Below are 22,816 nucleotides of genomic sequence, written 5' to 3' on the forward strand. Positions count from 1 at the left end.
CCCTTTCACCACCTCTCTATCTCACCACTTTTATGCGTTTCAACTTCGGATTCCGCAAAAACAAGCCGGCCGACGTGGTGAACCACGCGGGGGCCGCCGCTTACTCGCTCACCCCGCAGCTGGAGCTGTACGCCGCCGTGGCTACGGCCGCGCTCAGCGACCAGTTCTACGAAAAAGCTGATACCCGCCTGCTGCGCCTGCGCGAGTTGGTGGCCAAAAACGAACCGCGCTTCGTGGCGCAGCTGGCCGTGTACGCCCGCGAAAAAATGTACCTGCGCACGGTGCCGCTGGTGCTAGCCGTGGAGCTGGCCCAGGTGCACCGCGGCGACAACCTCGTGAGCCGCTTGGTGGCCCGCGTGGTGCAGCGCGCCGACGAAATTACCGAGCTGTTGGCCTTCTACGCCGTGGCCAACCAGCGCCAGGGGCAGAAAACGCTGAACCGCCTCTCCAAGCAGCTGCAGAAGGGCCTAGCCCTGGCCTTCAACCGCTTCGACGGCTACCAGCTGGCCAAGTACGACCGCGCCGGCCAGGTGCGCCTGCGCGACGCCTTGTTCCTGGTGCACCCGCAGGCCAAAAGCCCGGAGCAGCAGGCCTTGTTCGACCAGCTGGTGCGCGGCGAGCTGCCGACGCCCTACACCTGGGAAACCGAGTTGTCGGCCCTGGGGCATCAGAAATTCGCCACGGAAGCGGCGCGGCAGACGGCCGTGCGGGCAAAGTGGGAGGAGCTGATCGGTAGCGGCAAGCTGGGCTACATGGCCCTCTTGCGCAACCTGCGCAACATCCTCGAAGCCGAAGTATCGGCTGGGGCCATGGCGCAGGTGGTGGCAGCCCTCACCGACGAGCGGGCGGTGGCGCGCAGCAAGCAACTGCCGTTCCGCTTCCTGGCGGCCTACCGCGAGCTGCTGCAGGTGCGCTCCGGCCACGTGGCGCGCTTGCTCTTGGCGCTGGAAACGGCCATTATGCACTCGGCGCAGAACCTGCGCGGCTTCGCGGCCGAGACCCGCGTGGTGGTGGCCTGCGACGTGTCGGGCTCCATGCAGCAACCCATTTCGCCGCGCAGCAAAGTGCTGCTCTACGACGTGGGCCTGGTACTGGGCATGCTCCTGCAGCGCCGCTGCCAGAACGTAGTCACTGGCATGTTCGGCGACCGGTGGAAGCGCATCGCAGTGCCGCAAGACCAGGTGCTGAGCAACGTGCAGGAGTTCTACCGCCGCGAAGGCGAGGTGGGCTACAGCACCAACGGCTACCTGGTGGTGCAGGACCTGATCCGTCACAACGAGCGGGTAGACAAAGTGATGATTTTCACTGACTGCCAGCTCTGGGACAGCACCGGCCACGGCACCTCCCTGGCCGACGTGTGGCGCCAGTACCGCCGCACCGTGGCGCCCACGGCCCAGCTCTACCTCTTCGACCTGGCCGGCCACGGCAACGCGCCGCTGGACGTGCGCCGCGAAGACGGGGTAGCCCTCATCGCCGGCTGGTCCGACAAAGTCTTCGACGTGCTGCAGGCGCTGGAAAACGGCGGCTCGGCCCTGGACGAGATGGAGCGGATTGAATTGTAAGTGCAGCCGAAGCAGGCCGTCATGTCGAGCGTAGTCGAGACATCTCGCGTGCTGTCGTTGAACGACGGAAAAGACCATCATGCTGAGCGAAGCCGAAGCATCTCTACCGCTTCGTTGAGTTTACTATCCAACGACAGCACGCGAGATGTCTCGGCTTCACTCGACATGACGAACTCAGCGAGGCAGCCGAGATTCCTCGACTGCGCGGACGCCAGATCAAGCATGTCAACCAGATAAACTAATTAAAGCCAAGCAGTAAAGCAGCCTGCTTACGTGCCCATCCTTACCTGATTCATTTCTAGCCCTGTTTGACCGATCCATTTAGCCGATGCCTGTGAGGCTGCTTTACCGCCTGCTTTTCTCCTGATTCCAAACCACACTCGCAACCCCCAAGCGGTACGGCGCGGCGGCAACAGGGCCGCCGTGCCCCGCGCCCGGAGGCCTGCCGAACTACCTGCCCCAATGAACCGCGAACATCGTCAACAACTGGCCCGCCTCACCCTCGACGCCCTGCAGCAGGGTCACTACCAAACCGCCAGCGGCCGGGTAGTGTCCATCGAGGCCTGGCAACACGCTGCCCATCACGGCAGCTTGCTCTACCGGCCGGCGGACGCCGACGCGCTGGGGCAGGAACTCGGTTCGGCTATTTCGGACGCCCCACCCGCCGCGGTGCGCGTGTACCACGCCACTACGCTGGAAGCCGCGGCCGCGCTCAGCGGGGAGTTTGCCCGCGTGGGCGTGCTGAACTTTGCTTCGGCCCGTAATCCGGGCGGCGGTTTCCTGGGCGGCAGTCAGGCCCAGGAAGAAAGCCTGGCCCGCTCCTCGGGGCTTTACCCGTGCATCGCGCAGTTCGGCGAGCTGTACCAGCACAATGCCCACCTGAACGGCCTGTACAGCGACTACCTGATTTACTCGCCCGGGGTACCGGTCATCCGCCACGACGCCGGTCAGTGGCTGGAGCAACCCTACCGCATCGACGTGATTACGGCGCCGGCGGTGAATGCCGGGGCGCTACGGCGCAACCACCCCGAGCTGCTGTCCGAGCTGGTGCCCACCATGCGGCGGCGCATCCGGCTGGTGCTGGGCGCGGCAGTCCGCCATGGCTGCGAAGCCCTGGTGCTGGGCGCCTGGGGCTGCGGAGTGTTTGGCAACGAGCCGGCCCAGGTGGCGCAGCTCTTCGCCGAGGTGCTGCAGGAGCCGGGCATCCGTGGCCAGTTCCGCCGCATCGACTTCGCCGTCTTCGACCCCGAGCCGCCGCAAAGCGCGCTGCAAGCCTTTGAAGCGGCTCTGCAATAGACTTTCTCAACCTTGTACTCCCATGAAGCTCACGTAAACAACTTCACGGTTCTCAGCTACTAACCCATCGGGTGCCGTTGCGGGGCGATACTTCGCTTGGTAGAAATGATCGGCCGTTTCGGCGGCCATCATTGGGTTCGACTCCCATACGCGCCCCACGCTTGTTGCCCCGATGGTTTAGGGCCGAGTACCTAACTGAATACACCCCGCCGGGCGTCGTCGCCTTCACCTACTTAGCTTCGCTGACCTTCGGTTCGTGTTATAAGTTCGACTCTTATCGGGCCCGCTACTTACCTACAAATAGGGCCTGTAGCTCAATGTAGAGCAGAAGTGAGGCATTTTTTACCCCGGCGGTTTTTTCATCATCGTGCCGAAAGCGGGTGCCGTAGGAGCGCATTCCTTCGCTAGGGACCGGTGCCGCAAGGCGTGCGGGTTCAAGTCCCGCTCCGTCGCCTGTGGGGCGGCGGATGGCGAAAGGCAGACGCGCCGGTGTATAAGGGCGCTCCGCGTGTTGCCCCGCCCCGGCACGAAAAATATCCCCCGCAAATGGGTGCCGTAGAGCAGCGTTACTTCGTCGATTCACGGATTGCAGGTTCGAATCCTGCCTTTCTCAGCGGATTCCGCTGCGGAAGTCGCCACTGGTAGGGCACTACGCTGTTTCGCTTATTGCCCCGTTGCGGGCTCTGGTACCTGCGCCGTTGGGTGCCGTAGTCCAGCCTTACTTCGATTGAGATTCGCCGGGTCGCGGGTTCGAATCCCGCCTCCTCCACCGCTTTTTCATCCAATGGGGGAGTAGCTCAGCATGGTAGAGCAGGATATGTGGAGGCTGGGCGCTTTTTGCCCCAACGGTTTTTTGATTACTGCTGCTCGGGTGTCGTAGGGAGGCGTTACTTCGGCGAGACCTTAGGGTTGAGCGGGTTCAACTCCCGCAGCTGGCCGCTTCGGAGGCCGGTGACGCTCCTTCAACAAGAGCGTCGGCAACGCCCACCGCCCGTTGCCCTGGGTAGCAGCTTGGGTTCCTGATTGGTGTCGTAGCGCCGCCTTACTTCGTTATACGTCTGCAAGGCAGGTTCGAATCCTGCCGGTTGGGTTAACCGCCAACCGTGGCTGAGTGGTCAAGCAAGACGGGCAAGTGGCTGCGCGGCAGGTCGCCCAATCAGGGGTAGGGACGGGCGAGGTGTCGTCGGGCAGCATTCCTTCGACTGAAAACTGAACTGGGCTGCCGATTTATCACCCTGGCCCAAGCCTACTCGCCTTACGGCCGGATGCCGTAGGTCCTCGCTACTTCGACCTGTCACGTCGGGTAGTATGCGCTAGGCATATCCCACGGTGCGCGGACCGCCCGTTGCTCCGGCTTTCGGGGGCGCTAAAGAAGCGCTGCCCTTTTCTTCACCAAACCGCGACATAGCTCGCATAGACCATTATGGCCAATCAATTACGCGGCAACGACCTTCGCCAGCTCGGATTTCCCGAAGGCCGGGCCATCGGGCTGGCGCTGGCCCAGCTGCAGCGCAAACACCTTAAGCGCCTCTCGCACACCGATCAGCTGGCGCTGCTCAAGCTCATTCTCGCCGAACCCAACAACTTCCTCACCGACCTCGACTGGAGCCACACCGCGGCCGCCCTGCTGCCTCCGCCCAGCCGCCACATTGCCCTCACGGCCCGCAAGGACTACACTCTCTACGGCGCCGAGCACGTGGAGCCGGGCGCCATCCACCAGATGGAAACGGCCATGAAGCTGCCCGTGACGGTGGCTGGCGCGTTGATGCCCGACGCCCACTACGGCTACGGCCTGCCCATCGGCGGCGTATTGGCCACCGACAACGCCGTGATTCCCTACGCCGTGGGCGTCGACATCGGCTGCCGCATGGCGCTGAGCATCTTCGCCTTGCCGCCGCAGTACCTCGCCCAGCGGGTGCAGGAGCTGCGCAACGTGCTGCTGACCACCACCAAGTTTGGTAACCGCGACGTATTCCGCCACGGCCAGAAACTGGGCCACGAAGTGCTGGAGCGCGACGAATTCGCCGCTATTCCTTTCCTGCGCAACAAGCAGGAAACCGCCGCGGCGCAGATCGGCACCTCCGGCTCCGGCAACCACTTCGTGGAGTTCGGCATCGTGGAAATCACCGACCCCACCAACGACATGGGCGTGCCGGTGGGCCAGTACCTCGGGCTGCTCTCGCACTCTGGCTCCCGCGGCCTGGGCGCGAGCATCGCGCAGCACTACACCAAGCTGGCCAAGGACACCTGCCAGCTGCCCGCCGAAGCCCAGCACCTCGCTTGGCTGACCATGGACTCGGAGGGCGGGCAGGAGTACTGGGCGGCCATGAACCTGGCCGGCGACTATGCCTCGGCCTGTCACCACCAGATTCACCAGCGCGTGGCCCGTGTGCTGGGCGAGCGGCCCCTGGCGAAAGTGGAAAACCACCACAACTTCGCCTGGAAGGAGCGTCTCGCCGACGGCCGCGAGGTCATCGTGCACCGCAAGGGCGCTACGCCGGCCGGCAAGGGCGTGCTCGGCGTTATTCCCGGCTCGATGACGGCCCCGGGCTTCATCGTGCGCGGCCGCGGGGTGGCTGAGTCGTTGGGCTCGGCCTCGCACGGGGCAGGGCGGCTGATGTCGCGCACCCGGGCCAAGGCCGAGCTGGGCGAAGCCGAGGTGCGCCGCCACCTGCAGCAGCACGGCGTGGAGCTCATCGGCGGCGGCCTGGACGAGGCGCCGATGGCTTACAAAGACATCCACACCGTGATGCAGAGCCAGCAGGACCTGGTGGACGTGCTCGGCACGTTCACGCCCAAAATCGTGCGCATGGACGGCGGCGCTTAGGCTGTCGTGCAAGGATAGGTTGCTCGGGCAAGGGTCATTTGCTTGGCTTCGGGCTTGTTTTACCCTATCGTCCTGAGCCGCAGGCGAAGGACCTTATCACCACTGAACGGCAGTCGCTCCAACGACTCGTTCACGCGTGGTAAGGTCCTTCGCCTGCAACTCAGACTGACGCCTGTTTTCTGCTTATCTCCTGTACAATCACCTATTCATGAACTGCATCCAACTCGCTGAATCCATCTACCTCATGGAGGACTTTCTGACCAAGAAAGAATGCCTCGACTACATCGTGCTCAGCGAAAAGCTGGGCTTCGAGCCGGCCAAAGTCAACACCAGCGGCGGCGCGCGGCTAGTACCGGGCATCCGCAACAACAACCGCGCGTTTTACAAGAGCGAGGAGCTGGCCCAAACCCTGTGGGAAAAGGCCCAAGAATTTATTCCAACGCCGTTCGGCCATAGCGTGGCCACCGGGCTGAACGAGCTTTTTCGCTTCTACCGCTACCAGCGCGGGCACCAGTTCAGGGGGCACTTCGACGAAAGCTACGCTCGCAGCTCCACGGAGGCGAGTCTGTTCACGTTCATGATGTACCTGAACGACAACTTCCAGGGCGGCGACACGGCGTTCCGGGCCGTGCGGGTCCGGCCGCGGCAGGGCGCGGCGCTGCTGTTTGAGCACCGCCTGTTTCACGAGGGCAGCGAAGTCCGGCAGGGCGTGAAATACGTGCTGCGCACCGACGTGATGTACCAGCTGCCGGCGGAGTAGGGGTCATACTTGTGTCTTGGCAAGTCAGGTGTACATTTCCCGCATTGAAGACGCAGGTATGCGTCTCTACGTCAGGCTGGAATCAACCTCGACTGTAACTCCCAGGCGGTGGGACGCGCTACACCCGTTACCATCCTTCCCCTCGACCACCCATGGCCAAAAACACCAATAAACTCCACAGCAAGGACCTGCGCCAGCTCGGCTTCACCGACGACAAGCAGATCAGTCTGGCCCTTGATATCCTGGATCAGCGCGAGCTGCGCAAGCTCGATAAAGGCAGCGCCCTGGCTCTGCTGCGCGAAATCAAGGAAGACCCCTTCAAGTACGTGCGCGACCAAACCTGGCGCCCCTTGGCCCAGGAGCTGGTGCCCCAGCCCAGCCGGGAGGTGCGCCTCAGCCCCGATGTGAAAGACTACCGCCGCTACGGGGACTCCTTCATCGAAGATGGCGCCCGCCGACAGATGGACACGGCCATGCAGCTGCCCGTTACCATCGACGGGGCGCTGATGCCCGACGCCCACCAGGGCTACGGCCTGCCCATCGGCGGCGTGCTGGCCGTCGACAACGCGGTGATTCCCTACGGCGTGGGCATGGACATCGGCTGCCGCATGGCCCTGTCGGTGTTCGACGTGCCGCCGCGCTACCTGGAGCAGCGCCGCGACGAGCTCAAGAAGCTGCTGCACAACCACACCCGCTTCGGCAACAAGGAAACCTTCAAGACGCCCGCCGACGATCCGGTGCTGGAGCGGCCCGAATTCAAGGAAATTGCCGTGGTGCGCGGCAAGCGCGAGGCGGCCATCAACCAGCTCGGCTCCTCCGGCTCCGGCAACCACTTCGTGGAGTGGGGCATCGTCGATATTACCGCCGAGGACAACGACCTGAATCTACCCGCGGGGCAGTACCTCGGGCTGCTCTCGCACAGCGGCTCGCGCGGGCTGGGCGCCGCCATTGCCCAGCACTACACCAAGGTGGCCATGAACCGCTGCCCCCTGCCGCCCGAAGCCCGCTACCTCGCCTGGCTCGACCTCGACACCCAGGAAGGCCAGGAATATTGGGCGGCCATGAACCTGGCCGGCGACTACGCCTCGGCCTGTCACCGCGACATCCACCGCCGCCTTGCCAAAGCCCTGGGCCAGGACGTGCTGGCCAAAGTGGAAAACCACCACAACTTCGCCTGGAAAGAAGAGCTGGCCGACGGCCGCACGGCCATTGTGCACCGCAAGGGCGCCACGCCGGCGGGGCAGGGCGTGCTCGGCGTCATTCCTGGCTCGATGACGGCGCCGGGCTTCATCGTGCGCGGCCGCGGCGAGCGGGACTCCATCCAATCGGCCTCGCACGGGGCGGGGCGGCGCCTCTCGCGTACGCAGGCCAAGCAGCAAGTGAGCGAAGGCGAATTGCGCCGGCTGCTGCGCGACCAGGGCGTGGAGCTCATCGGCGGCGGGCTCGACGAAGCCCCCATGGCTTATAAGGACATTCACCAGGTGATGGCGCACCAGCAGGACCTGGTGGACGTGCTCGGCTCGTTTCAGCCCCGCATCGTGCGCATGGACGCCGGCGGCGCGGGCAAAAGCAAGTACGGCGGGGAATAAGCGGCTGCCGCCACAGCGAGCCGCTGCTACCAGGTAGCAGCGGCTTTCGCTTTGATGGAGGTAAAGAACCGCTCCCGTTCAGCGCGGCCGCTAATGCCGGCAGTGTCCGACTTGTCGAGGGGAATAAACAAAAACGCGTAGCCGGTGTGGTTGAGGAGCAGCGAGCGGGAGTACTTCACCACCAGTTTGCCGGTGCCTTTGTGCCGGGCGCGCATTTTGAGCTCAATACCTTCGCCGGCCGCTGTCGGAAAAGAGGTGCGCGCCAGCAAAACCGCTTCCTGCTGGCCGTTCACGGCGCCGTTTACCACGCCATCGTAGTAGCGCTGCCGGGCGGCTTCGCCTTGCAGGGCCGTGCCCTGTTCTTCCGACATGTCGATGCGGATTACTTGGTAGAGCCCCACCGTGTCTTGAGCCATAAACAGGCGGGTGTTGGGCAACGGCATATTCACCTTGGTCACGTCTACTTCCCGAACCCCAGCCGGCAGCTCAACGCTAAGCCGGCTATCCACGTCAAACGTGGCCCAACTCGCCCCGGGAATAGCAAAAGCCAACAGAGGCAGGCAAAGCACCCATAAAAAGCCGGACCGAAAGCGCTGTTTAATCATAAAGTAAAGATAAGGCAGCAAGCCAGGATGCTGGACCGAAAACGCAGTACGCATACCGCTTCTCTGACCGCCTACGTGCTGAATGGGCGCTACATCATCGGCGACAACGTCCTGCGCGACATCGATCCGCAAAGCATCCGCAAGGTGGTAATCCATAAGAGCGGCGACGCCCCAGCCAAGTGGCGCAGCCTGGCTTCCTATGGCATTCTGGAGATTTTCCTGAGAACGAAGGTGCACCCTGAATCCAGGAGCCTGCCGCAGATTCAGCGCTGGCTGAAGCTAACCGGGCCGGTGCGGTTTCAGGTAGATGGCCAGTTTCTGAAGGATACTTCGCTACGGGTGGTGACGGCGGCCATTGCCAGCCTGGAGGTCAGGCGCCCAGTTGCGGCGGGAGGCGAAACCATCGTCAATTATTCGCCCTGTGCGGCTGCCCCGCCGCCGGTACCGCCCGGCCAAATCCGTATCCGCGGCCTGGTGCAGCGCTGAAGAGTGGCGCAGCCGCGCTGGCGCAATGGGTGTCCTTGCCGGGCAAGGTCTAAGGCCACTCAGAATTCTGCGCTACGTTTGGGGCCCCGCTCTACTACTTTACCCATGCCCCGATTCCCCGCAGCCGTGCTGCCGCTTCTGCTTCTCTGCGCTGCTGCTCACGCGCAAAACCCCGCCGCTACCCGCGCCGCTGACTCGGCCTACGTGCGCGAGCATTACCTCAAGCTCGACCGCCGCATCCCGATGCGCGACGGCGTGCAGCTGTACACCGTCATCTACGTGCCCAAGGACGCGGCCAAAAACCGTCGTTACCCCATCCTGATGCAGCGTACGCCGTATTCGGCTGCACCCTACGGCGAAGAAAACTACCCCAAGGCCGGCCCCATCCGTAGCCGCGAGCTGAGCCGGGAGCAGTATATCTTCGTCAACCAGGATGTGCGCGGGCGCTACATGAGCGAGGGCGAGTTTGAGGAAATGACGCCCACCGTGCCCGCGGCGCATGGCAAAGCCACCTCCAAGCGCAGCAAGGCGTACGGCCACGACGAGAGCACCGACACGTATGACACCATCGAGTGGCTGCTCAAAAACGTGCCCCACAACAACGGCCGCGTGGGCCTGATGGGCATCAGCTACCCCGGCTTCTACGCCTCGGCCGCCCTGCCCGACGCGCACCCGGCCCTCAAGGCCGTGTCGCCGCAGGCCCCGGTGACCGACGAGTTTATGGGCGACGACGCCAACCACAAGGGCGCCTTCTTCCTGCTCGACAACTTCGACTTCATGCAAAGCTTCGACGCGCCGCACCCCGGGCCGCAGCCGAAGTACACGCCGTTGTTCAACGCCGAATTTGCCGACGCTTACCGTTTCTTCCTCGACCTCGGCCCGATCAAGAATGCCAACAGCGCGGCGTACTTCAACGGCCGCGCCAAAACCTGGGGCGAGTACCTGGCGCACCCCACGTACGACGCGTATTGGCAGGCCCGCAACATCCGCCCGCACCTGCGCAACGTGCGCCCCGCCACCCTGGTCGTGGGCGGCTGGTTTGATGCCGAGGACTTATTCGGGGCCCTGAACACGTATCAGGCCATCGAGCAGCAAAGCCCCAAAGCCAACAACCGCCTCGTGATGGGCCCGTGGACGCACGGTGCCTGGGCCCGCACGGAGTGGAGCGGGTTTGGCCCGCTGCGCTTCGGGCAGAATACCGCCCAGTGGTACCGCGACAACCTGGAGCTGCGCTTCTTCAACCACTTCCTCAAGGACAAGGGCGACTTCGCCGCGGCCGAAGCCACCGCGTTCGACACCGGCACCAACCAGTGGTGCGAATTCCCGGCCTGGCCGCCCAAAGCGGCGGCTTCGAACGCCCTGTTCATGCAGGCCGGCGGCGGGCTAACCTTTACGGCTGCCACGGGCAGCGAAAGTTTCGATGAGTACGTGAGCGACCCGCAGCACCCGGTGCCCTACACCAGCGGCATCCATGCCGGGCGCAACAACGAGTACATGGTGGAAGATCAGCGCTTCGCCGCCCAGCGCCCCGACGTGCTGACCTACCAGACCGAGCCGCTGGCAGCCGATTACACCGTGGCAGGCCCCATTCAGGCGCATTTGTTCGTGTCGACCACCGGCACCGATGCCGACTTCGTGGTCAAGCTCATCGATGTGTACCCCGACTCGGCCCGTGGCACGGCGCCCGGGGCCTCGCCCGCCCCGCGCGCCGGCTACCAGCAGCTGGTGCGCGCCGAAGTGATGCGCGGCCGCTTCCGCCGCTCCTTCGAAAAGCCCGAAGCCTTCCAGCCCGGGCAGGTGACGGAAATACGCTACGAGCTGCCCGATGCCCTGCACACCTTCCGCAAAGGTCACCGGCTGATGGTGCAGGTGCAGAGCACGTGGTTTCCGCTGGTCGACCGCAACCCGCAGAAGTTCGTCAACATTCCCACGGCCGAAGCCGCGGATTTTCAAAAAGCCACTATCCGCCTCTACCACGACGCGCAGCACGCCTCGTCGGTTAAGGTGCCGTTGCTAAAGCCTTGATTCCTTGCTGGCAGGCTGTAGCTACCGCACCCTCGCGGTGGCCACGGCCTGCTAGCTGGGCGGCGTACATTGCGCCCGCGGGAGCCGTCAGGCCACCGTGTCTCGAATGGCGTGGAGCAGTTCCTGGGTGCCCCAGTACACCGAGTGCATCCAGGCTTTTTCGTCGATGATGCGGCTTAGCGGGTCCAATACTGGTATGTCCTTGGGCTTGCTGCCATCGTGCAGGCGAAACACGGTGCTGGCCGTGAAAGCCAGCAAATCGGCCGTGTCCCAGAGGTTGGTCCAGCGGCCAATGGTATCGGGGAGCTTTACGGGCTGGCCGCTGCTGTAAACGTCCAGCGTAGTGCGCCGGTCCACGATGTGGAAGAACGCGGCCTGGCTGCCGAAGGTGGTAAAGGACTTCAGGTGCAGCCGATTGCCTTTCTGCACGGCGGCATCGAAAGTGATAACGCCGCCCAGGCTGTGCGCCACGGCGTGAATTGGCTTTTCGGCCGAGCCATAGCCCTGGCCATGAGCCGCCAGGGCCTCCCAGATGCGCTGCTGAATTCGTTGCTGGTCGCGCTGGTACACGATGATGTCGCCGAAGAAGAGGGCCAGCGAGGGCAGCACGGCCGCCCGCAGGTTCTGGTTGAACTGCCCGAGCCGGTTGCTGAGCGTGCGCCCCAGGATTTCGTCGACGGAGTGAATCACGCGTTTGACCACGCGCCCCACCGGGTCCAGAATGCCCCGAACGTCTTCGTCGGTGAGGCCGCCCATGCGCACTACTTCGCCGCCGGCCGGGGCCGGGGCAAAAGTAACCTGCGTGGCCTCGAGGCCGTCGATGGCCGCGCGGATGGTTTCGCCCAGCTCCCGAAACACGGCTGCATCGTCGAGGTGCTGCAGCACCTTGGTGTCGGGCAACTCCTGCTGCGCCACGTGCCTTACCTGCGCATCGGTGGCCACACCCCGCACCGGCTTGCCGCCCGGGCTGGCTGCCGCTGCAATGAGCTCGGCGCGTTCGGCGTTCGGGCGCTGGCCGGGAGGCATCAACCCGGGCAGCAAGGCTGGCAGCGGCTCCCCCGCGAAGCTGCGCACGTGCCAGTCGCCGTCCTCGAATACGGGCAGGCAGTCGGTGATGTCGGTGCCTACGCCGCCCAGGTCGCCCCAGAAGACGGGCAGCAGCTCCCACTGCGCGCCGAGCTGCGTTTGCAGCTGGGCCACCGAGTGCAGAAATTCGTTTTTGTCGCGGTTGGCGACGCCGTGGATAACGAGAATGGGTTCGGCCATAAACGGGCAGGTGAGTTATTGAAGCACGGCGCTGGGGTTGCCGTAAAGTGTATAAGCGAGGTAGGTCGGGTCGCCCGGGCGCAGGGCCTGGCGGGCCTGGCGCATGGCTTCGCCCAGGTTCTTGCCGTCAGCCAGGGCCTGGTAAAACGCCTCGGCAAATTGGGCAGCGCTTTTGTCGCGCACTTCCCACAACGAGCCCACAAACGCCGCTGCACCCCGCCGCAGAAAAGTATCGGCCCAGCCGCCCATCTCCGTGAACAGCGGCTGCTGACCGGCCGTGGTGCAGGCGTTCATAAATACCAAAGGCTGGTCGGTGGCGTAGCGGCGCAGCGGGATGCTGGCCATCAGCGGCAGGCTAAACGCTTGCTGCCCGAATGGGATGTAGGACGTGCCAATCTGGTCGGGCAGGGTGAGGTTGTGGGCCGCGAAGTGCAGCCAGCGAAACGCGCCGTTGCGGGTGAGCTGCCGTAGCCCGTCCAGGTCTGATACCAACGCGGGCTTGCCGCAGACGCGCTCCACCGAAGCCAGTTCCTGCTGGGCCTGGGGCGGTGCGTTGGGCGGAATAACCACGTAGGCCGGGGCCCGGCGGATGGTGGTGGGCGCCCCATCACCATAGAGCCAGCGCACGACCACCGTCGCGTCGGCCAGAAAGACGCCGGGCTCGTCGCTGCCCGGCGCCGGCTCTGGGTCCGACAGGAAAAGAATTTCCCAGGGCATCTGATCGGCCGGGGCAATAAGGTTCAGCCGTTGCATGCTGTGGCGGGCCTGCCAAAGGTCTTTTTGTAGGCGTTCGGGCAGCAGCTGCCGAAACATGAGCGCGCCCATGCCCTCCAGCCAGTCCCGCGCCTGCTCGTCGGAGTAGGCCCGCGTGTTGCGTGCCAGGTCGTTCATCATGCGGGTCAGGCCACCCAATATCTCCTGGCGGGTACCCACCAGCGGTGGGCTTTGCACGGGCGCTAGGATGGCAGTTTCGTGCTGCAGCCGGAACGTGTACTGCCCTTCGTCGGCCTCGTAGTCCACCACCAGAGTGTATTCCCCCTGTTCCGGGTTGCGCAGAATCGCGTTGGCCTGAGCGCTGCCGCCGGCTGGCCCCGGCTCGTCGGGCGCAACGGGGCGCGCGGGCTGCTCCACCGCCACTACTACTTCTACGCTGGCTATGTGGGCAGCGCCGTTCCAGGCGTCGATGCTGATGGTGTAGCTGCCCGCTTTGCTTGCCTTGAGTCCGAAACGGATTGGCTGGGAATTGCCGCGGGGCGGCACGTCTAGGGTTTGCGAGCTGCCGGTGGTCAACTCCAGACCGGGGGCCCGCACGTCAATCAGCAACTGGCCGGCAAACCCTTCCGGCACGGGCGCCGCAGCCTCGTGCGGGCCCGCGGGGCGAGCCTCGGTGGCGACCTGCACGGTAAGGGCAAAATCCTGCGCTATGCGCACCTGCTCTTGCGTTTGGACCAGTAACTGGCGCTGCTCCGGCGCCGGAGGCACATCCGGGCCTGGAGCCATGGGCAGGCTGGGCGGTGTCGCGGCTGTGGTGGCCGGCTCGGCGCTGCGAACGGTATCCGGAATGTATATGCTATCAACCTGATCGGAGCCGTCGGAAAAAGGCGCGTTCGGGGGTGAAGCAATGTTGGGGGAAATGTGGTTGAATATCTGGAACTTTAGATATCGGTTGCCTGATTCTAAGCTGTTGTTTGATAGGTTTTTATTAAACCACTGGTGCAGGCTGCGGCTCTTGGTAGCCCGCGTAATGCTGGATCTGAGGGCCGGTAGGTCGGGGTACTCATTCCACGAAACCGTGGGGTCCAGCTGCGGATCAATCAGAATGGCCGCCAGCGGCTGGGGGCGGCCGGTGCTGCCAGAGGCGGAAGCTGCAATTATCAGCAGGCCTGGGACTTCGCTGCGGCGAACGTAACGTAACCAGCCCCGCGGGTCGAATGCTACTTCTTCGCTCGCCGTGAGTTGTTGGCCCGCGAAGGTCATAAACGTGAGCCCGGGAAGGCGAAGCCCCTTTTGGGTGACCGTCAGCGAAATCAGGTGGTCGGTAGAAACGAGAAAAATGGGCGCCCCGGAGCGCGTACCGGGCTGGCGTGCCCAATCATCCCGCCCGGCCTCAGCGACGGTCAGAACTGGGGTTTGCCGAGGCCCCTGCACGACCAGCAAGTTGAAAGTATGTTCCATCGGCCCGGGCGGTATGGTCTGAAGGGCTTAAATAATGAATTGTTCAGCACACCAGCGTCAGTGCCAGCACTGAAAAAGCAAGTGAGGTGGGTAGTTCCGGTTCGGCCGCAAGCTGGCAGCCGACACAACGCAAAGGGCGCCGACCAGTAGGTCAGCGCCCTTTGCGGCTTAGCTAAAGAAGCCTGAGGAGCCGGTTGGTAGGAGCCTAAGCAGCCTTACGGCGCTTGCGCAGGCGCGACACGGCGTAGGCTGCGCCGCCCGCGAGCAGCAACGAGGCGCCGCCGTCGATGGGGACGGCCGTAGGGTCGGGGGGCGTCACGGGGCCGGGCACGGGGCCGCCCGAGCCGGGGCCCTGGGCCGAAGCGGTGTGCAGCACAAGCAAGAAGGCGCCGGCCAGCAGCAGACGCACGGAAGAGGCAAGGTGGTTCATGCGAAAGAGGCTAAACGCAACAAGTAAATCAATGTTGAACTGGAATGGCACGCGGCGGCGCACAGGCCGCCGCGTGCCAATATTAGGCATTTATTCCACCACCAGGCGCTTGTTGACGGTGCCGGCCGGCGTGTTCAGCCGCACGGTGTACACGCCTTTGGCCAGGCCCGTGAGGGGCAGCGTCACGGCGTCGGTGGCGCGGGCGGGCAGGCTGCGGCGCAGCACGTGCTGGCCCAGCGCGTTGAGCACCGTCACGTCCAGCGCTTGCTGGCGCAGGCCGGCCGGCAGGGCCAGCGTGGCGCTGCCACGGGCCGGGTTGGGGTACAGGGCTACCTGGGCGCTGAGCTGGGCCGGGGCGGCGGCCAGCACGCGCTGCTGGGTGAGCAGCAGCGAGAAGCGCGCGTCGAGCGGGGCACCGGTGGTGGCGAAGCTGTAGCTGGCTTGTTGCTGCAGGTCCACGGCGGCGCCGGTCGCGGCGTCGCGCAGGTAGGCAAAGGTGCCGGCGGGCAGGTTCAGCAGCTCGCTGGCGCGCAGCGTGTAGGTGCCAGTCGGCAAGGCCTGCACGTACAGGCTCACCACGCGGTCGGCAGCCGTCAGCGGCGGCAGGGCATTCACCGACAGGCGCGTGGCCGCGTCGAGCTGCGAGGCCAGTACCAGCGAGCTGCCGGCCAGCAGCTTGTAAGCGTCCAGGGCCGGGTCGAAGCCCGCGGTGGCGCCGGCTTCGCAGTACACCACCGTCTCGTCGGCCGGGCCGGCGGCGCCGCGCAGCTCCAGGCGCACCAGCGGGCCGGTGATGGCGTTCGGGCGCTGGAACACGGGGCTTTCCTCGGGCGCCAGGCGCGCCGCGTTGGTGAAGCTCACCTGCCCGTTGCTGGTGCCGGGCGTGCTCACGCGCACGAAGAAGCCCTGGCCCAGGCCGATGACGTCCGTGCCGCCGTTGGTGCCGGCGCCGTTAGCCACGTAGCTGGAGTAGGTGCCGGCATAGGGGCCGGTGGAGCGGTACACGTACACGGCCGCGTCCACGTTCGAGCGGCCTACCAGGTCCCAGTCGAGGGGCGAGGGGTAGGGGTTGCCCAGCAGCTGCCAGCCCGATTCGGTCTGCGTGCCGCGCGTCAGGCCCGAGGCGGTGATGGGGCCGTTGTTGAGCGTGCCCACGAAGTCCGGCGTCAGCCCGGCCGGGATGTTCACCGTGTAGCCGCGCGCCACGGTCAGCGGGTCGGCCAGCGCGGCGGGCGAGAAGAAGCCCCGGTCGAAGTCCTGCGGGGCGGGGTTGCCGCTGCTGGTCACGCGCGTTTCGTCGTAGCCGAACACGGTGGGGAAGGGCGTCACGCTGGTGGGCACCGGGGCCGTGTTGTAGGCCGGGTTCACCACGGGCGCGTAGCTGCCCACGGCCAGGTCGCCCACGGTCGAGCCGGTCACCGGCGCGGAGAAGTGGCGGTAGCCCGGGCCCGCGTTCAGGCTCGGGTCGATGTAGCGCTGCACCGTCACGTTGCCGAACACGGTGTTGTTGCCCAGGTTGAGCACGTGGGCCGTCCGGGCCGCCGTCGAGAGCAGTGTCAGGTTGCCCTGCGACACCAGGCTGCCCGTTAGGTTCAGGCTGCGCTGAATCCGCACGGGCGCATTGAGCACCACCGCGCCGGTGTTGGTGGTCAGCACGTCAAACGTTGACGTGGTGCCGCTGATGGTCTGGTTGGCCGAGCCGGTAAAGCGAATCTCGCCCAGGTCGCTGCCGCTCGTGGTGCCGCCGTTGTTGGTGAAGTCACCGTTGACCTGCAGCAGCGCCCCCCGCCGGAACGTCAGGCTGGCGCCGCTCTGCAGCGTCACGTTGTTGGCAAACTGCGGGTTGCTCACCACCGGGTCGTTGGCCACGTCCGGAATGGTCACGTTGTCGGTAGCCGTCGGTACCTGTGCGGGCAGCCAGTTGCCGGCCGTGCCCCAGTCGGTGCTCACGGCGCCGGTCCACGTCAGCCCCGCCGTGATAATCGGGCCGGGCGTGAGGAAGGCGGCCAGGCCCGTCAGGTTGGTGCCCGAGCCGATGCGGCCCACCGCCGTAGCGGCACCGGAAGCCAGGTCCACGGTGTACAGGTTGTCGGTGGCGGCGGCCACGCCGCCGGGAGTGGCCACCAGGAAGGCCGAGTTGGCAGGCGCCGCCGGGTTGCTCAGGTCGCTGTACACGTCAAACTCCACGCCGTTGGGGTTGATGAAAATCCCCGTTGGGCCCTGGTCCACGTAGGTACCGGCGTTGGCGTTGGTGGAGCGCAGCAGCACGTTGCGGGCCTGGTCGTAGCCGTAGAGCGTGGTGCCGGTGTTGACGTTGTTGTCGTTGTTGGTGTAAGCCACGCCCGAAAGGGCGGGTACGCCGCTCGGGTTGGTCAGCTGGGTATCCACCGTTACGGCCCCGGTGGTCGGGTTCACGCGCAGGTTGGTGCGCGTCGAGGCCGATACTACCCGGATGAGGTCCACGGTCGGGTTGAAATCGAAGCCAATGGCCGTGGCGGCCCCGCCCAGCGCCATGCTGTTGAGGGCGCCCACGGCCGTCAGGGCGCCAGTGGTCAGGCTGAGCGTGTACAGCTGGCCTTGTTGGGTGCTGGCGTCGTAGCCCAGGGCGTACAGCTCGCCGGTGGCCGGCCGGAAATCAGCCCCCACCAGCACCTGCGCAGCCGGCAGCCCGGTGATGTTCACCGCCGTGCGAATCACCGTCGGGTTGCCTGAGTCAAACGACACCAGGTTGCCACCGGCCACGCCGTAGAGCAGGCGGCCCGTCAGCGCCGCCGAGGCATCGGCGCCGCTCAGCTGAGCCGCCACGTCGCGCACCAGAATGCCTTGGCCAATGGTGCCTACCTGGTTGGTAGCGCCCGTGGCCAGGTCCAGCGTAAACAGGCTGCTGTTGGTCGTGTTGCCGCCCACATTGCTCACCACGAAGGCCAGGTTCGCCAGCGTGCTGCGGTCGAAGTAAATATCCAGGTCCACCAGGGCGTTGGCCGGGTTGATGGCCAGTCCGGTGTTGCCCACCACGTTGAGCGTGCCTGCATTGGGCGGGTTCTGAATGGCCAGCGCGCTGCGCGCCTCGTCGATGTCGTAAAGCGTGGTGCTGGTGCTGCCGGGGTAGCTGTTGGTGTAGCCCACCGCGCCGATGCGGGCCCGCGTAGAGTCGGCGGCGTAAGCCAGCTGGCCGTCGGTGGCGGCCAGAGCGCCGTTGTTGGGGTTCAGGCGCAGGTTAGCCCGGTTGGTGCTCGTAACGCGGATGCGGTCCACCGTCGGGTTGAAGTCGAAGCCGATGTTGTCGGTAGCGCCGCCCAACTCCAGCCGGATGGCCGCGCCCACGGCCGTGGCCACGCCCGTGCCCGGATCGATGGTGTACAGCTGGGTGTTGGCGCCGCTGGTGGCCGCGTCGTAGCCCAGGCCGAACAGCTGGCCGGTATTGGGGCGGAAGTCGGTGCCCACGATGGTCTGCCCGGCCGTTACCCCGCTCAGCGCCACGGCCGTGTTGATGTAGCCCGGCGTGCCCGAGTAGAAGGAGAGCAGCGTGTTGTTGGTGTTCAGCGCGTAGAGCAGCTGCCCGCTCGGCGCCGGCGCCGTGCGGTCGATGCGGATGGCAATGTCGGTGATGCCCACGCCCGTCCCGTTGATGGCCCCGGCCAGGGTAGTAGCCCCGGTAGTCAGGTTCAGGCGGTAGAGCAGCGAAATGAAGGAGCCGCCCTGTACCTGGTTCACGTTCAGGTAAGCCTGCTGGTCGTTGACGCCGAAGTTGATGATGTCCAGGTCGGTGCTGGCGCCGGGCGCGTTGATGGGCGTAGGGTTGCCGCCGGCCTGCGGGTTCAGCACCGCCGCGGTGTTCTGCGTACCTGCGTTGGGCGGGTTCTGCGTCAGCAGCAGGGAGCGTTGCTCATCCACGGTGTAGAGCGTGGTGCTGGCCGCCCCAATGAAGGAGTTAGTGTAGGCCGCCGCGCCCACGTAGGGGTTCTGCCCGGCGTTGGCATCCGCAGCCGCAAAGGCCAGCGTGCCGTCCGTCGTCACGGCCCCGGTAGTGGGGTGCAGGCGGTAGTTGGCGTCGTTGGTGCTGACGACGCGGATGCGGTCCACCGTTGGGTTAAAGTCGAAGCCGATGCGTTCCGCGCTGCTGCCCAGGGCCAGCGACATGACGGCGCCCACGGGCGTAGCCGCGGCCGTCGTTTGGTTGATGACGTAAAGCTGGGCGTTGGCGGTGGTCAGCGCGCTGTTGTAGCCCAGGGCGTACAGCTCGCCGGTGGCGGGCCGGAAATCCAGGCCCACCAGCGTTTGGCCGGTCGCGACGCCGGCAATGGCTACGCGCGTCTGGGAGGTGAACGGGCTGGCCAGGTTGACCGAGGTCAAATCGGTGCCCGACAGGCCAAATACCGTCTGGGCATTGGCCACCGCGGGCGCGGCCAGCGTCAGGAACAGCGCGCCGCCCAGCAGCCCCAGGGAGCGGCGAAACGCAGGCGACAGCGGACGGGAAGAAAACCGCAGTAAGGGTGTGGGCATAAGCTAAGATGAGGTTTGGTGAAATAGGAAAGTGCACACAAGGAGCAGCCCTGAAGCCGGGCCAAGCCGGACAAGCATACGCGGGCGAGTGGGCGGGTGGATTGAATAATTTCGTTAAAACTACATTAAAAATTAAATGAGTGCATTGCTGGCTTCCGCTGTGCTTTTCTGTTGTTAGAGGGACTTTCCGCTAAGTGGTTGGCCAGCCACCACTGTCGGTTTTGAGGCCGTCAGAAGCCGGTTATTCGCATCGGTATTTGGGAGAAGAACCCCGTTTTCTGAGCTTCGCCCCCGAAATGCTTGTCTGCTCACTGCTCCTAGGTTCCGCCCACCGGCCGTTTTCCATGTGCACATCACGAATCGTAACGGGCTTTGCCACGGCGCTGCTGACGGCCGCTGGCGGCACCGCCGTAGCCCAGAGGCCGGCCAATGCGCCGCAGCCCTGGGGCACCTGGGGCATATTTACGTTGCTGCTGCCCGGCAACACGGAGCACAAATGGGGTGGCTACGCCGAAGTGCAGGCCCGCTCCAACGGGCTGCTGCGCCAGTACTTCTACCACGAAGTGAAGGCCGGCGTGAGCTACGACCTCGACCCCAACTTTACATTCATGGTGGCTGGCGGCCGCTACAGCACCTCGGATTACCAGGACCTGGGTACCGGCCCGCTCAACGTGGAAAAACGCCTGTGGGAACAGCTGGTGCTCAACCAGTACATGAAGCGCCTGAAAGTGGAGCACCGCTACCGTGTGGAGCAGCGCTGGTTCAGCTACCGCGGCGACAGCACTGGCTTCCGCCAACGGCTGCGCTACCGCCTCAATGCCTTCCTGCCGCTCAACGCGCCCACCATCACGGCCAAAACCTTCTTTCTCTCGGCCTACGACGAGATATTTCTAAACCCGAAAGGGCCGGTGTTTGAGCGCAACCGCGTGTACGCCGGCATCGGGTACCAGTTCAATAAGCACGTGGTGTTGCAGCTTGGCTGGGTTAATCAGGCCAACTACAACGTGGCCACCGTGCGGCAAGGCCAGTACGTGCCGCAGAACACCGCCGCCAAAAACAACGTGGTGCTATCGGTGATGTACCGGCTGGCGCACCGCACCACGGCCGAGGCGCCCGAGCGGCTCCCTTCCCAGCAGGACTAGGTACTGCTACGGCTGTTAAAGCGGCTGATTAGGTGATGAGTAGCGCCAGCTCAGGCCGGGCTTCCCAAAATGGAACGAGCCGACACCCCGCTATTCCGTAGGAGCTGCCTACATTTCTGCCGCCTGCGAGCCGCCGCTGGGCCTCATTGCGCTGCTATCACCCGCCTGCTTATGTCTGCTATCAAACGATTTGCTACCGCCCGCTGGCTGGGCCGCGGCACCGATGGAGCCGGCCAGCTCACCACCAGCAGCACCGTGCTGCAGGAAGCCCGCTACAGCTACCACACGCGCTTCGCCGACGGAGTGGGCACCAACCCCGAGGAGCTGATTGCGGCCGCCCACGCGGGTTGCTTCGCCATGAAGCTGGCCTTCAATCTGCAAACGGCCGGCTTTACGCCCACGTTCATCGACGCGCGCTGCGAAGTGGTGCTGCACGAAGGCTGCATCACCGAGTCCAACCTGACCGTTGATGCCGCCGTGCCGGGGCTTTCGCCCGAGCGGTTTCAGGCCCTCGTCGACGACGCCCAGCAGAACTGCCCGGTGTCGAAAGTGCTGCGGGCCAATATCCGCTGCACCGCCCAGCTGACTTAACCGCCTCCCTGGCGCCACACCAGCCGCCAACTTGCAGCCCTGCGCCTGGCGGCGACTTACCCGGCCGGCTCCACTCGCACGGCGTCGCCTACCCGGATGCGGCCGCCCTGCACGATGCGGGCCGTGAGGCCGCCGTGCCCGCGCATGGCGTTGTAGCCGCCGGGGCCCAGCTCTTCTTCCATGCGCGAGCAGGGGTGGCACTCCCCGGTGATTTCCAGCACCACATCCGCGCCGATGCGTACGCGGCGGTTTTTCAACGACAGCAGGTTCAGCCCGCTGACGGCCAGGTTGCGCCGTAGCCGGCCGAGCGCTACCGGCTCAGGCAAGCCCAGGTAGCCCGCCACGGCAGCCAGGTGCTCGTGCTGAATCAGCGTAATCTGGCGCTTGCCGCCGGGCTTGATGCGGGCGTGGTCGCCTACCAGATGCGCGTCGGTCAGCGCCTCTACTTCCTCGACGGAGGCCAGCGGCTCGCGCCGGCGCGGGCGCACCCCAACCCACTCTACCCGCCCGGTTTGGGGCAGGGTAGCCAGCAGCCGGGCCACCACTGATTTATCGTCGCCGAAGAAGGGAAAAGCCATAAAATGAAGAATGAAGAATGAAGAATGAAGAATGAAGAATGAAGAATGAAGAATGAAGAATGAAGAATGAAGAATGAAGAATGAAGAATGAAGAAGCTAGCCTAAACGCCCATTGCTCATTCTATTAAACTGGCCACGCCGTAAGCCGCGGCGGCCGCTACCGCTCCGATAGCGGCCATTTTCAGGGCGCCCCACACGGGTGGCTGGCCCGTCATACGGCTTCTGAAGTAGCCGAACACCAGCAGGCACAGCAGCGTGATGAGGGCCGACCACAGCAGGCCCTCGGCGGGAGTAGAGGTAAAAAAGTAGGCACTCAGCGGTATCAGCCCGCCCGCAGCGTAAGCCAGCCCGATGGTGGCGGCGCTGTTGCGCGCGCGGCGTGGGTCGGGCTCTTCCAAGCCCAGTTCGTACTTCATCATAAACTTCACCCACTGGTCGCGGTCGGCCGTCAGCTCGCGCATGGCCAGCTCCTGCGTGGCCGGCGAGAGGCCCATATCCGCCAGCAACTCCTGCACCTCGGCGCGCTCCACGTGGGGTACTTCGTCCACCTCGCGGTATTCGCGCTGCAGCTCAGCGGCGTAGTGGTCCAGCTCGGTGCGGCCCGAAAGGTACCCGCCCAGCCCCATGGCAATGGAGCCAGCCACGATTTCGGCCAGTCCCGCCGTAATCACCAGTTCCGACGACTGTACGGCCCCGCTCAGCCCGGCGGCCAGCGCAAAAGGCACCGTGAGCCCGTCGGAGAGGCCAATGACGATGTCCTGCAGCAGGGCGGAGCTGGTGAGGTGTTCTTCGGGGTGGGGGTGCTGGTGGTGGGCCGACATGAGCAGCTGCGGGAAAGAAAAATCGGGCGGCGGGCGCGGCTAAATATACGGCCTGACCTCAACCCCGGGCGGATGCTTGGCGTAATGCCGACAGGTGCGGCGCTTCCGGGCAGCCGCGCCCGGCCCGACAACGGGCCTTTCCGAATTACACCGCACCACT

Annotated in this window: 16 protein-coding genes; 9 read left to right on the plus strand and 7 right to left on the minus strand. The window is 65.1% G+C overall.

Going from position 1 to position 22,816, the window contains the following annotated elements; all coding sequences use genetic code 11:
- Positions 1-32: 32 nt before the first annotated feature.
- From B0919_RS20130 to B0919_RS20150, 5 genes are all read left to right on the plus strand, one after another.
- Entirely contained in the window at positions 33-1,562 is a 1,530-nt protein-coding gene (locus B0919_RS20130) for a TROVE domain-containing protein (RefSeq protein ID WP_078014092.1), read from the plus strand.
- Between the two features lie 462 nt (positions 1,563-2,024).
- The gene (locus B0919_RS20135) at positions 2,025-2,858 is read left to right on the plus strand and encodes a TIGR02452 family protein (RefSeq protein ID WP_078014093.1); all 834 of its coding nucleotides are present in this window, start codon (positions 2,025-2,027) and stop codon (positions 2,856-2,858) included.
- Between the two features lie 1,423 nt (positions 2,859-4,281).
- Complete coding sequence (locus B0919_RS20140) at positions 4,282-5,685, plus strand: RtcB family protein (protein WP_078014094.1); 1,404 nt, start codon at positions 4,282-4,284, stop codon at positions 5,683-5,685.
- A gap of 208 nt (positions 5,686-5,893) precedes the next feature.
- A complete protein-coding gene (locus tag B0919_RS20145) occupies positions 5,894-6,445 on the plus strand; it encodes a prolyl hydroxylase family protein (RefSeq protein ID WP_078014095.1) in 552 nt (183 codons plus the stop codon).
- Positions 6,446-6,597: 152 nt separating this feature from the next.
- Positions 6,598-8,034: an RtcB family protein gene (locus B0919_RS20150; RefSeq protein WP_078014096.1), complete on the plus strand. Its 1,437-nt coding sequence runs from the start codon at positions 6,598-6,600 to the stop codon at positions 8,032-8,034.
- Positions 8,035-8,060: 26 nt separating this feature from the next.
- Here B0919_RS20150 and B0919_RS20155 read toward each other — a convergent pair whose 3' ends face one another.
- Entirely contained in the window at positions 8,061-8,639 is a 579-nt protein-coding gene (locus B0919_RS20155) for a hypothetical protein (protein WP_078014097.1), read from the minus strand.
- Positions 8,640-8,666: 27 nt separating this feature from the next.
- Between B0919_RS20155 and B0919_RS20160 the strand changes: the two genes are divergently transcribed.
- Both B0919_RS20160 and B0919_RS20165 read left to right on the plus strand, forming a co-directional pair.
- Entirely contained in the window at positions 8,667-9,125 is a 459-nt protein-coding gene (locus tag B0919_RS20160) for a hypothetical protein (protein ID WP_078014098.1), read from the plus strand.
- Positions 9,126-9,230: 105 nt separating this feature from the next.
- Complete coding sequence (locus tag B0919_RS20165) at positions 9,231-11,150, plus strand: CocE/NonD family hydrolase (RefSeq protein ID WP_078014099.1); 1,920 nt, start codon at positions 9,231-9,233, stop codon at positions 11,148-11,150.
- Positions 11,151-11,237: 87 nt separating this feature from the next.
- Here the strand turns inward: B0919_RS20165 and B0919_RS20170 are convergent, their stop codons facing one another.
- The 4 genes from B0919_RS20170 to B0919_RS20185 all read right to left on the minus strand — a co-directional run bounded on the left by B0919_RS20170 (position 11,238) and on the right by B0919_RS20185 (position 19,524).
- Positions 11,238-12,416 carry a hypothetical protein gene (locus B0919_RS20170; protein ID WP_078014100.1) on the minus strand — a complete coding sequence of 393 codons (1,179 nt, stop codon included), beginning with the start codon at positions 12,414-12,416 and terminating at the stop codon, positions 11,238-11,240.
- A gap of 15 nt (positions 12,417-12,431) precedes the next feature.
- Positions 12,432-13,916, minus strand: a complete 1,485-nt coding sequence (locus B0919_RS20175; RefSeq protein ID WP_176133151.1) for a CHAT domain-containing protein — start codon at positions 13,914-13,916, stop codon at positions 12,432-12,434.
- A gap of 880 nt (positions 13,917-14,796) precedes the next feature.
- Entirely contained in the window at positions 14,797-15,021 is a 225-nt protein-coding gene (locus B0919_RS20180) for a PID-CTERM protein-sorting domain-containing protein (RefSeq protein ID WP_078014102.1), read from the minus strand.
- A gap of 90 nt (positions 15,022-15,111) precedes the next feature.
- Positions 15,112-19,524: a DUF4394 domain-containing protein gene (locus tag B0919_RS20185; protein WP_078014103.1), complete on the minus strand. Its 4,413-nt coding sequence runs from the start codon at positions 19,522-19,524 to the stop codon at positions 15,112-15,114.
- A 344-nt stretch (positions 19,525-19,868) separates the two neighbouring features.
- Here B0919_RS20185 and B0919_RS20190 point away from each other — a divergent pair, with 344 nt between their 5' ends.
- Together B0919_RS20190 and B0919_RS20195 are read left to right on the plus strand one after the other, a co-directional pair.
- Entirely contained in the window at positions 19,869-20,666 is a 798-nt protein-coding gene (locus tag B0919_RS20190; protein WP_078014104.1) for a DUF2490 domain-containing protein, read from the plus strand.
- 171 nt (positions 20,667-20,837) lie between these two features.
- Positions 20,838-21,257: an OsmC family peroxiredoxin gene (locus tag B0919_RS20195; protein ID WP_078014105.1), complete on the plus strand. Its 420-nt coding sequence runs from the start codon at positions 20,838-20,840 to the stop codon at positions 21,255-21,257.
- 56 nt (positions 21,258-21,313) lie between these two features.
- Here B0919_RS20195 and B0919_RS20200 read toward each other — a convergent pair whose 3' ends face one another.
- Together B0919_RS20200 and B0919_RS20210 are read right to left on the minus strand one after the other, a co-directional pair.
- A complete protein-coding gene (locus tag B0919_RS20200; RefSeq protein ID WP_078014106.1) occupies positions 21,314-21,835 on the minus strand; it encodes an MOSC domain-containing protein in 522 nt (173 codons plus the stop codon).
- Between the two features lie 116 nt (positions 21,836-21,951).
- Positions 21,952-22,656, minus strand: a complete 705-nt coding sequence (locus B0919_RS20210) for a VIT1/CCC1 transporter family protein (RefSeq protein WP_078014107.1) — start codon at positions 22,654-22,656, stop codon at positions 21,952-21,954.
- Positions 22,657-22,816 lie beyond the last annotated feature (160 nt).

This window comes from Hymenobacter sp. CRA2 (assembly GCF_002007105.1).
GTDB lineage: Bacteria > Bacteroidota > Bacteroidia > Cytophagales > Hymenobacteraceae > Solirubrum.

Coding starts and splice junctions, on each gene's coding strand:
- B0919_RS20150 (WP_078014096.1), top strand. CDS start 6,598: ATGGCCAAAAACACCAATAAACTCCACAGCAAGGACCTGCGCCAGCTC.
- B0919_RS20140 (WP_078014094.1), top strand. CDS start 4,282: ATGGCCAATCAATTACGCGGCAACGACCTTCGCCAGCTCGGATTTCCC.
- B0919_RS20190 (WP_078014104.1), top strand. CDS start 19,869: ATGTGCACATCACGAATCGTAACGGGCTTTGCCACGGCGCTGCTGACG.
- B0919_RS20180 (WP_078014102.1), bottom strand. CDS start 15,021: ATGAACCACCTTGCCTCTTCCGTGCGTCTGCTGCTGGCCGGCGCCTTC.
- B0919_RS20170 (WP_078014100.1), bottom strand. CDS start 12,416: ATGGCCGAACCCATTCTCGTTATCCACGGCGTCGCCAACCGCGACAAA.
- B0919_RS20175 (WP_176133151.1), bottom strand. CDS start 13,916: ATGGCTCCAGGCCCGGATGTGCCTCCGGCGCCGGAGCAGCGCCAGTTA.
- B0919_RS20185 (WP_078014103.1), bottom strand. CDS start 19,524: ATGCCCACACCCTTACTGCGGTTTTCTTCCCGTCCGCTGTCGCCTGCG.
- B0919_RS20155 (WP_078014097.1), bottom strand. CDS start 8,639: ATGATTAAACAGCGCTTTCGGTCCGGCTTTTTATGGGTGCTTTGCCTG.
- B0919_RS20135 (WP_078014093.1), top strand. CDS start 2,025: ATGAACCGCGAACATCGTCAACAACTGGCCCGCCTCACCCTCGACGCC.
- B0919_RS20130 (WP_078014092.1), top strand. CDS start 33: ATGCGTTTCAACTTCGGATTCCGCAAAAACAAGCCGGCCGACGTGGTG.
- B0919_RS20165 (WP_078014099.1), top strand. CDS start 9,231: ATGCCCCGATTCCCCGCAGCCGTGCTGCCGCTTCTGCTTCTCTGCGCT.
- B0919_RS20195 (WP_078014105.1), top strand. CDS start 20,838: ATGTCTGCTATCAAACGATTTGCTACCGCCCGCTGGCTGGGCCGCGGC.
- B0919_RS20160 (WP_078014098.1), top strand. CDS start 8,667: ATGCTGGACCGAAAACGCAGTACGCATACCGCTTCTCTGACCGCCTAC.
- B0919_RS20210 (WP_078014107.1), bottom strand. CDS start 22,656: ATGTCGGCCCACCACCAGCACCCCCACCCCGAAGAACACCTCACCAGC.
- B0919_RS20200 (WP_078014106.1), bottom strand. CDS start 21,835: ATGGCTTTTCCCTTCTTCGGCGACGATAAATCAGTGGTGGCCCGGCTG.
- B0919_RS20145 (WP_078014095.1), top strand. CDS start 5,894: ATGAACTGCATCCAACTCGCTGAATCCATCTACCTCATGGAGGACTTT.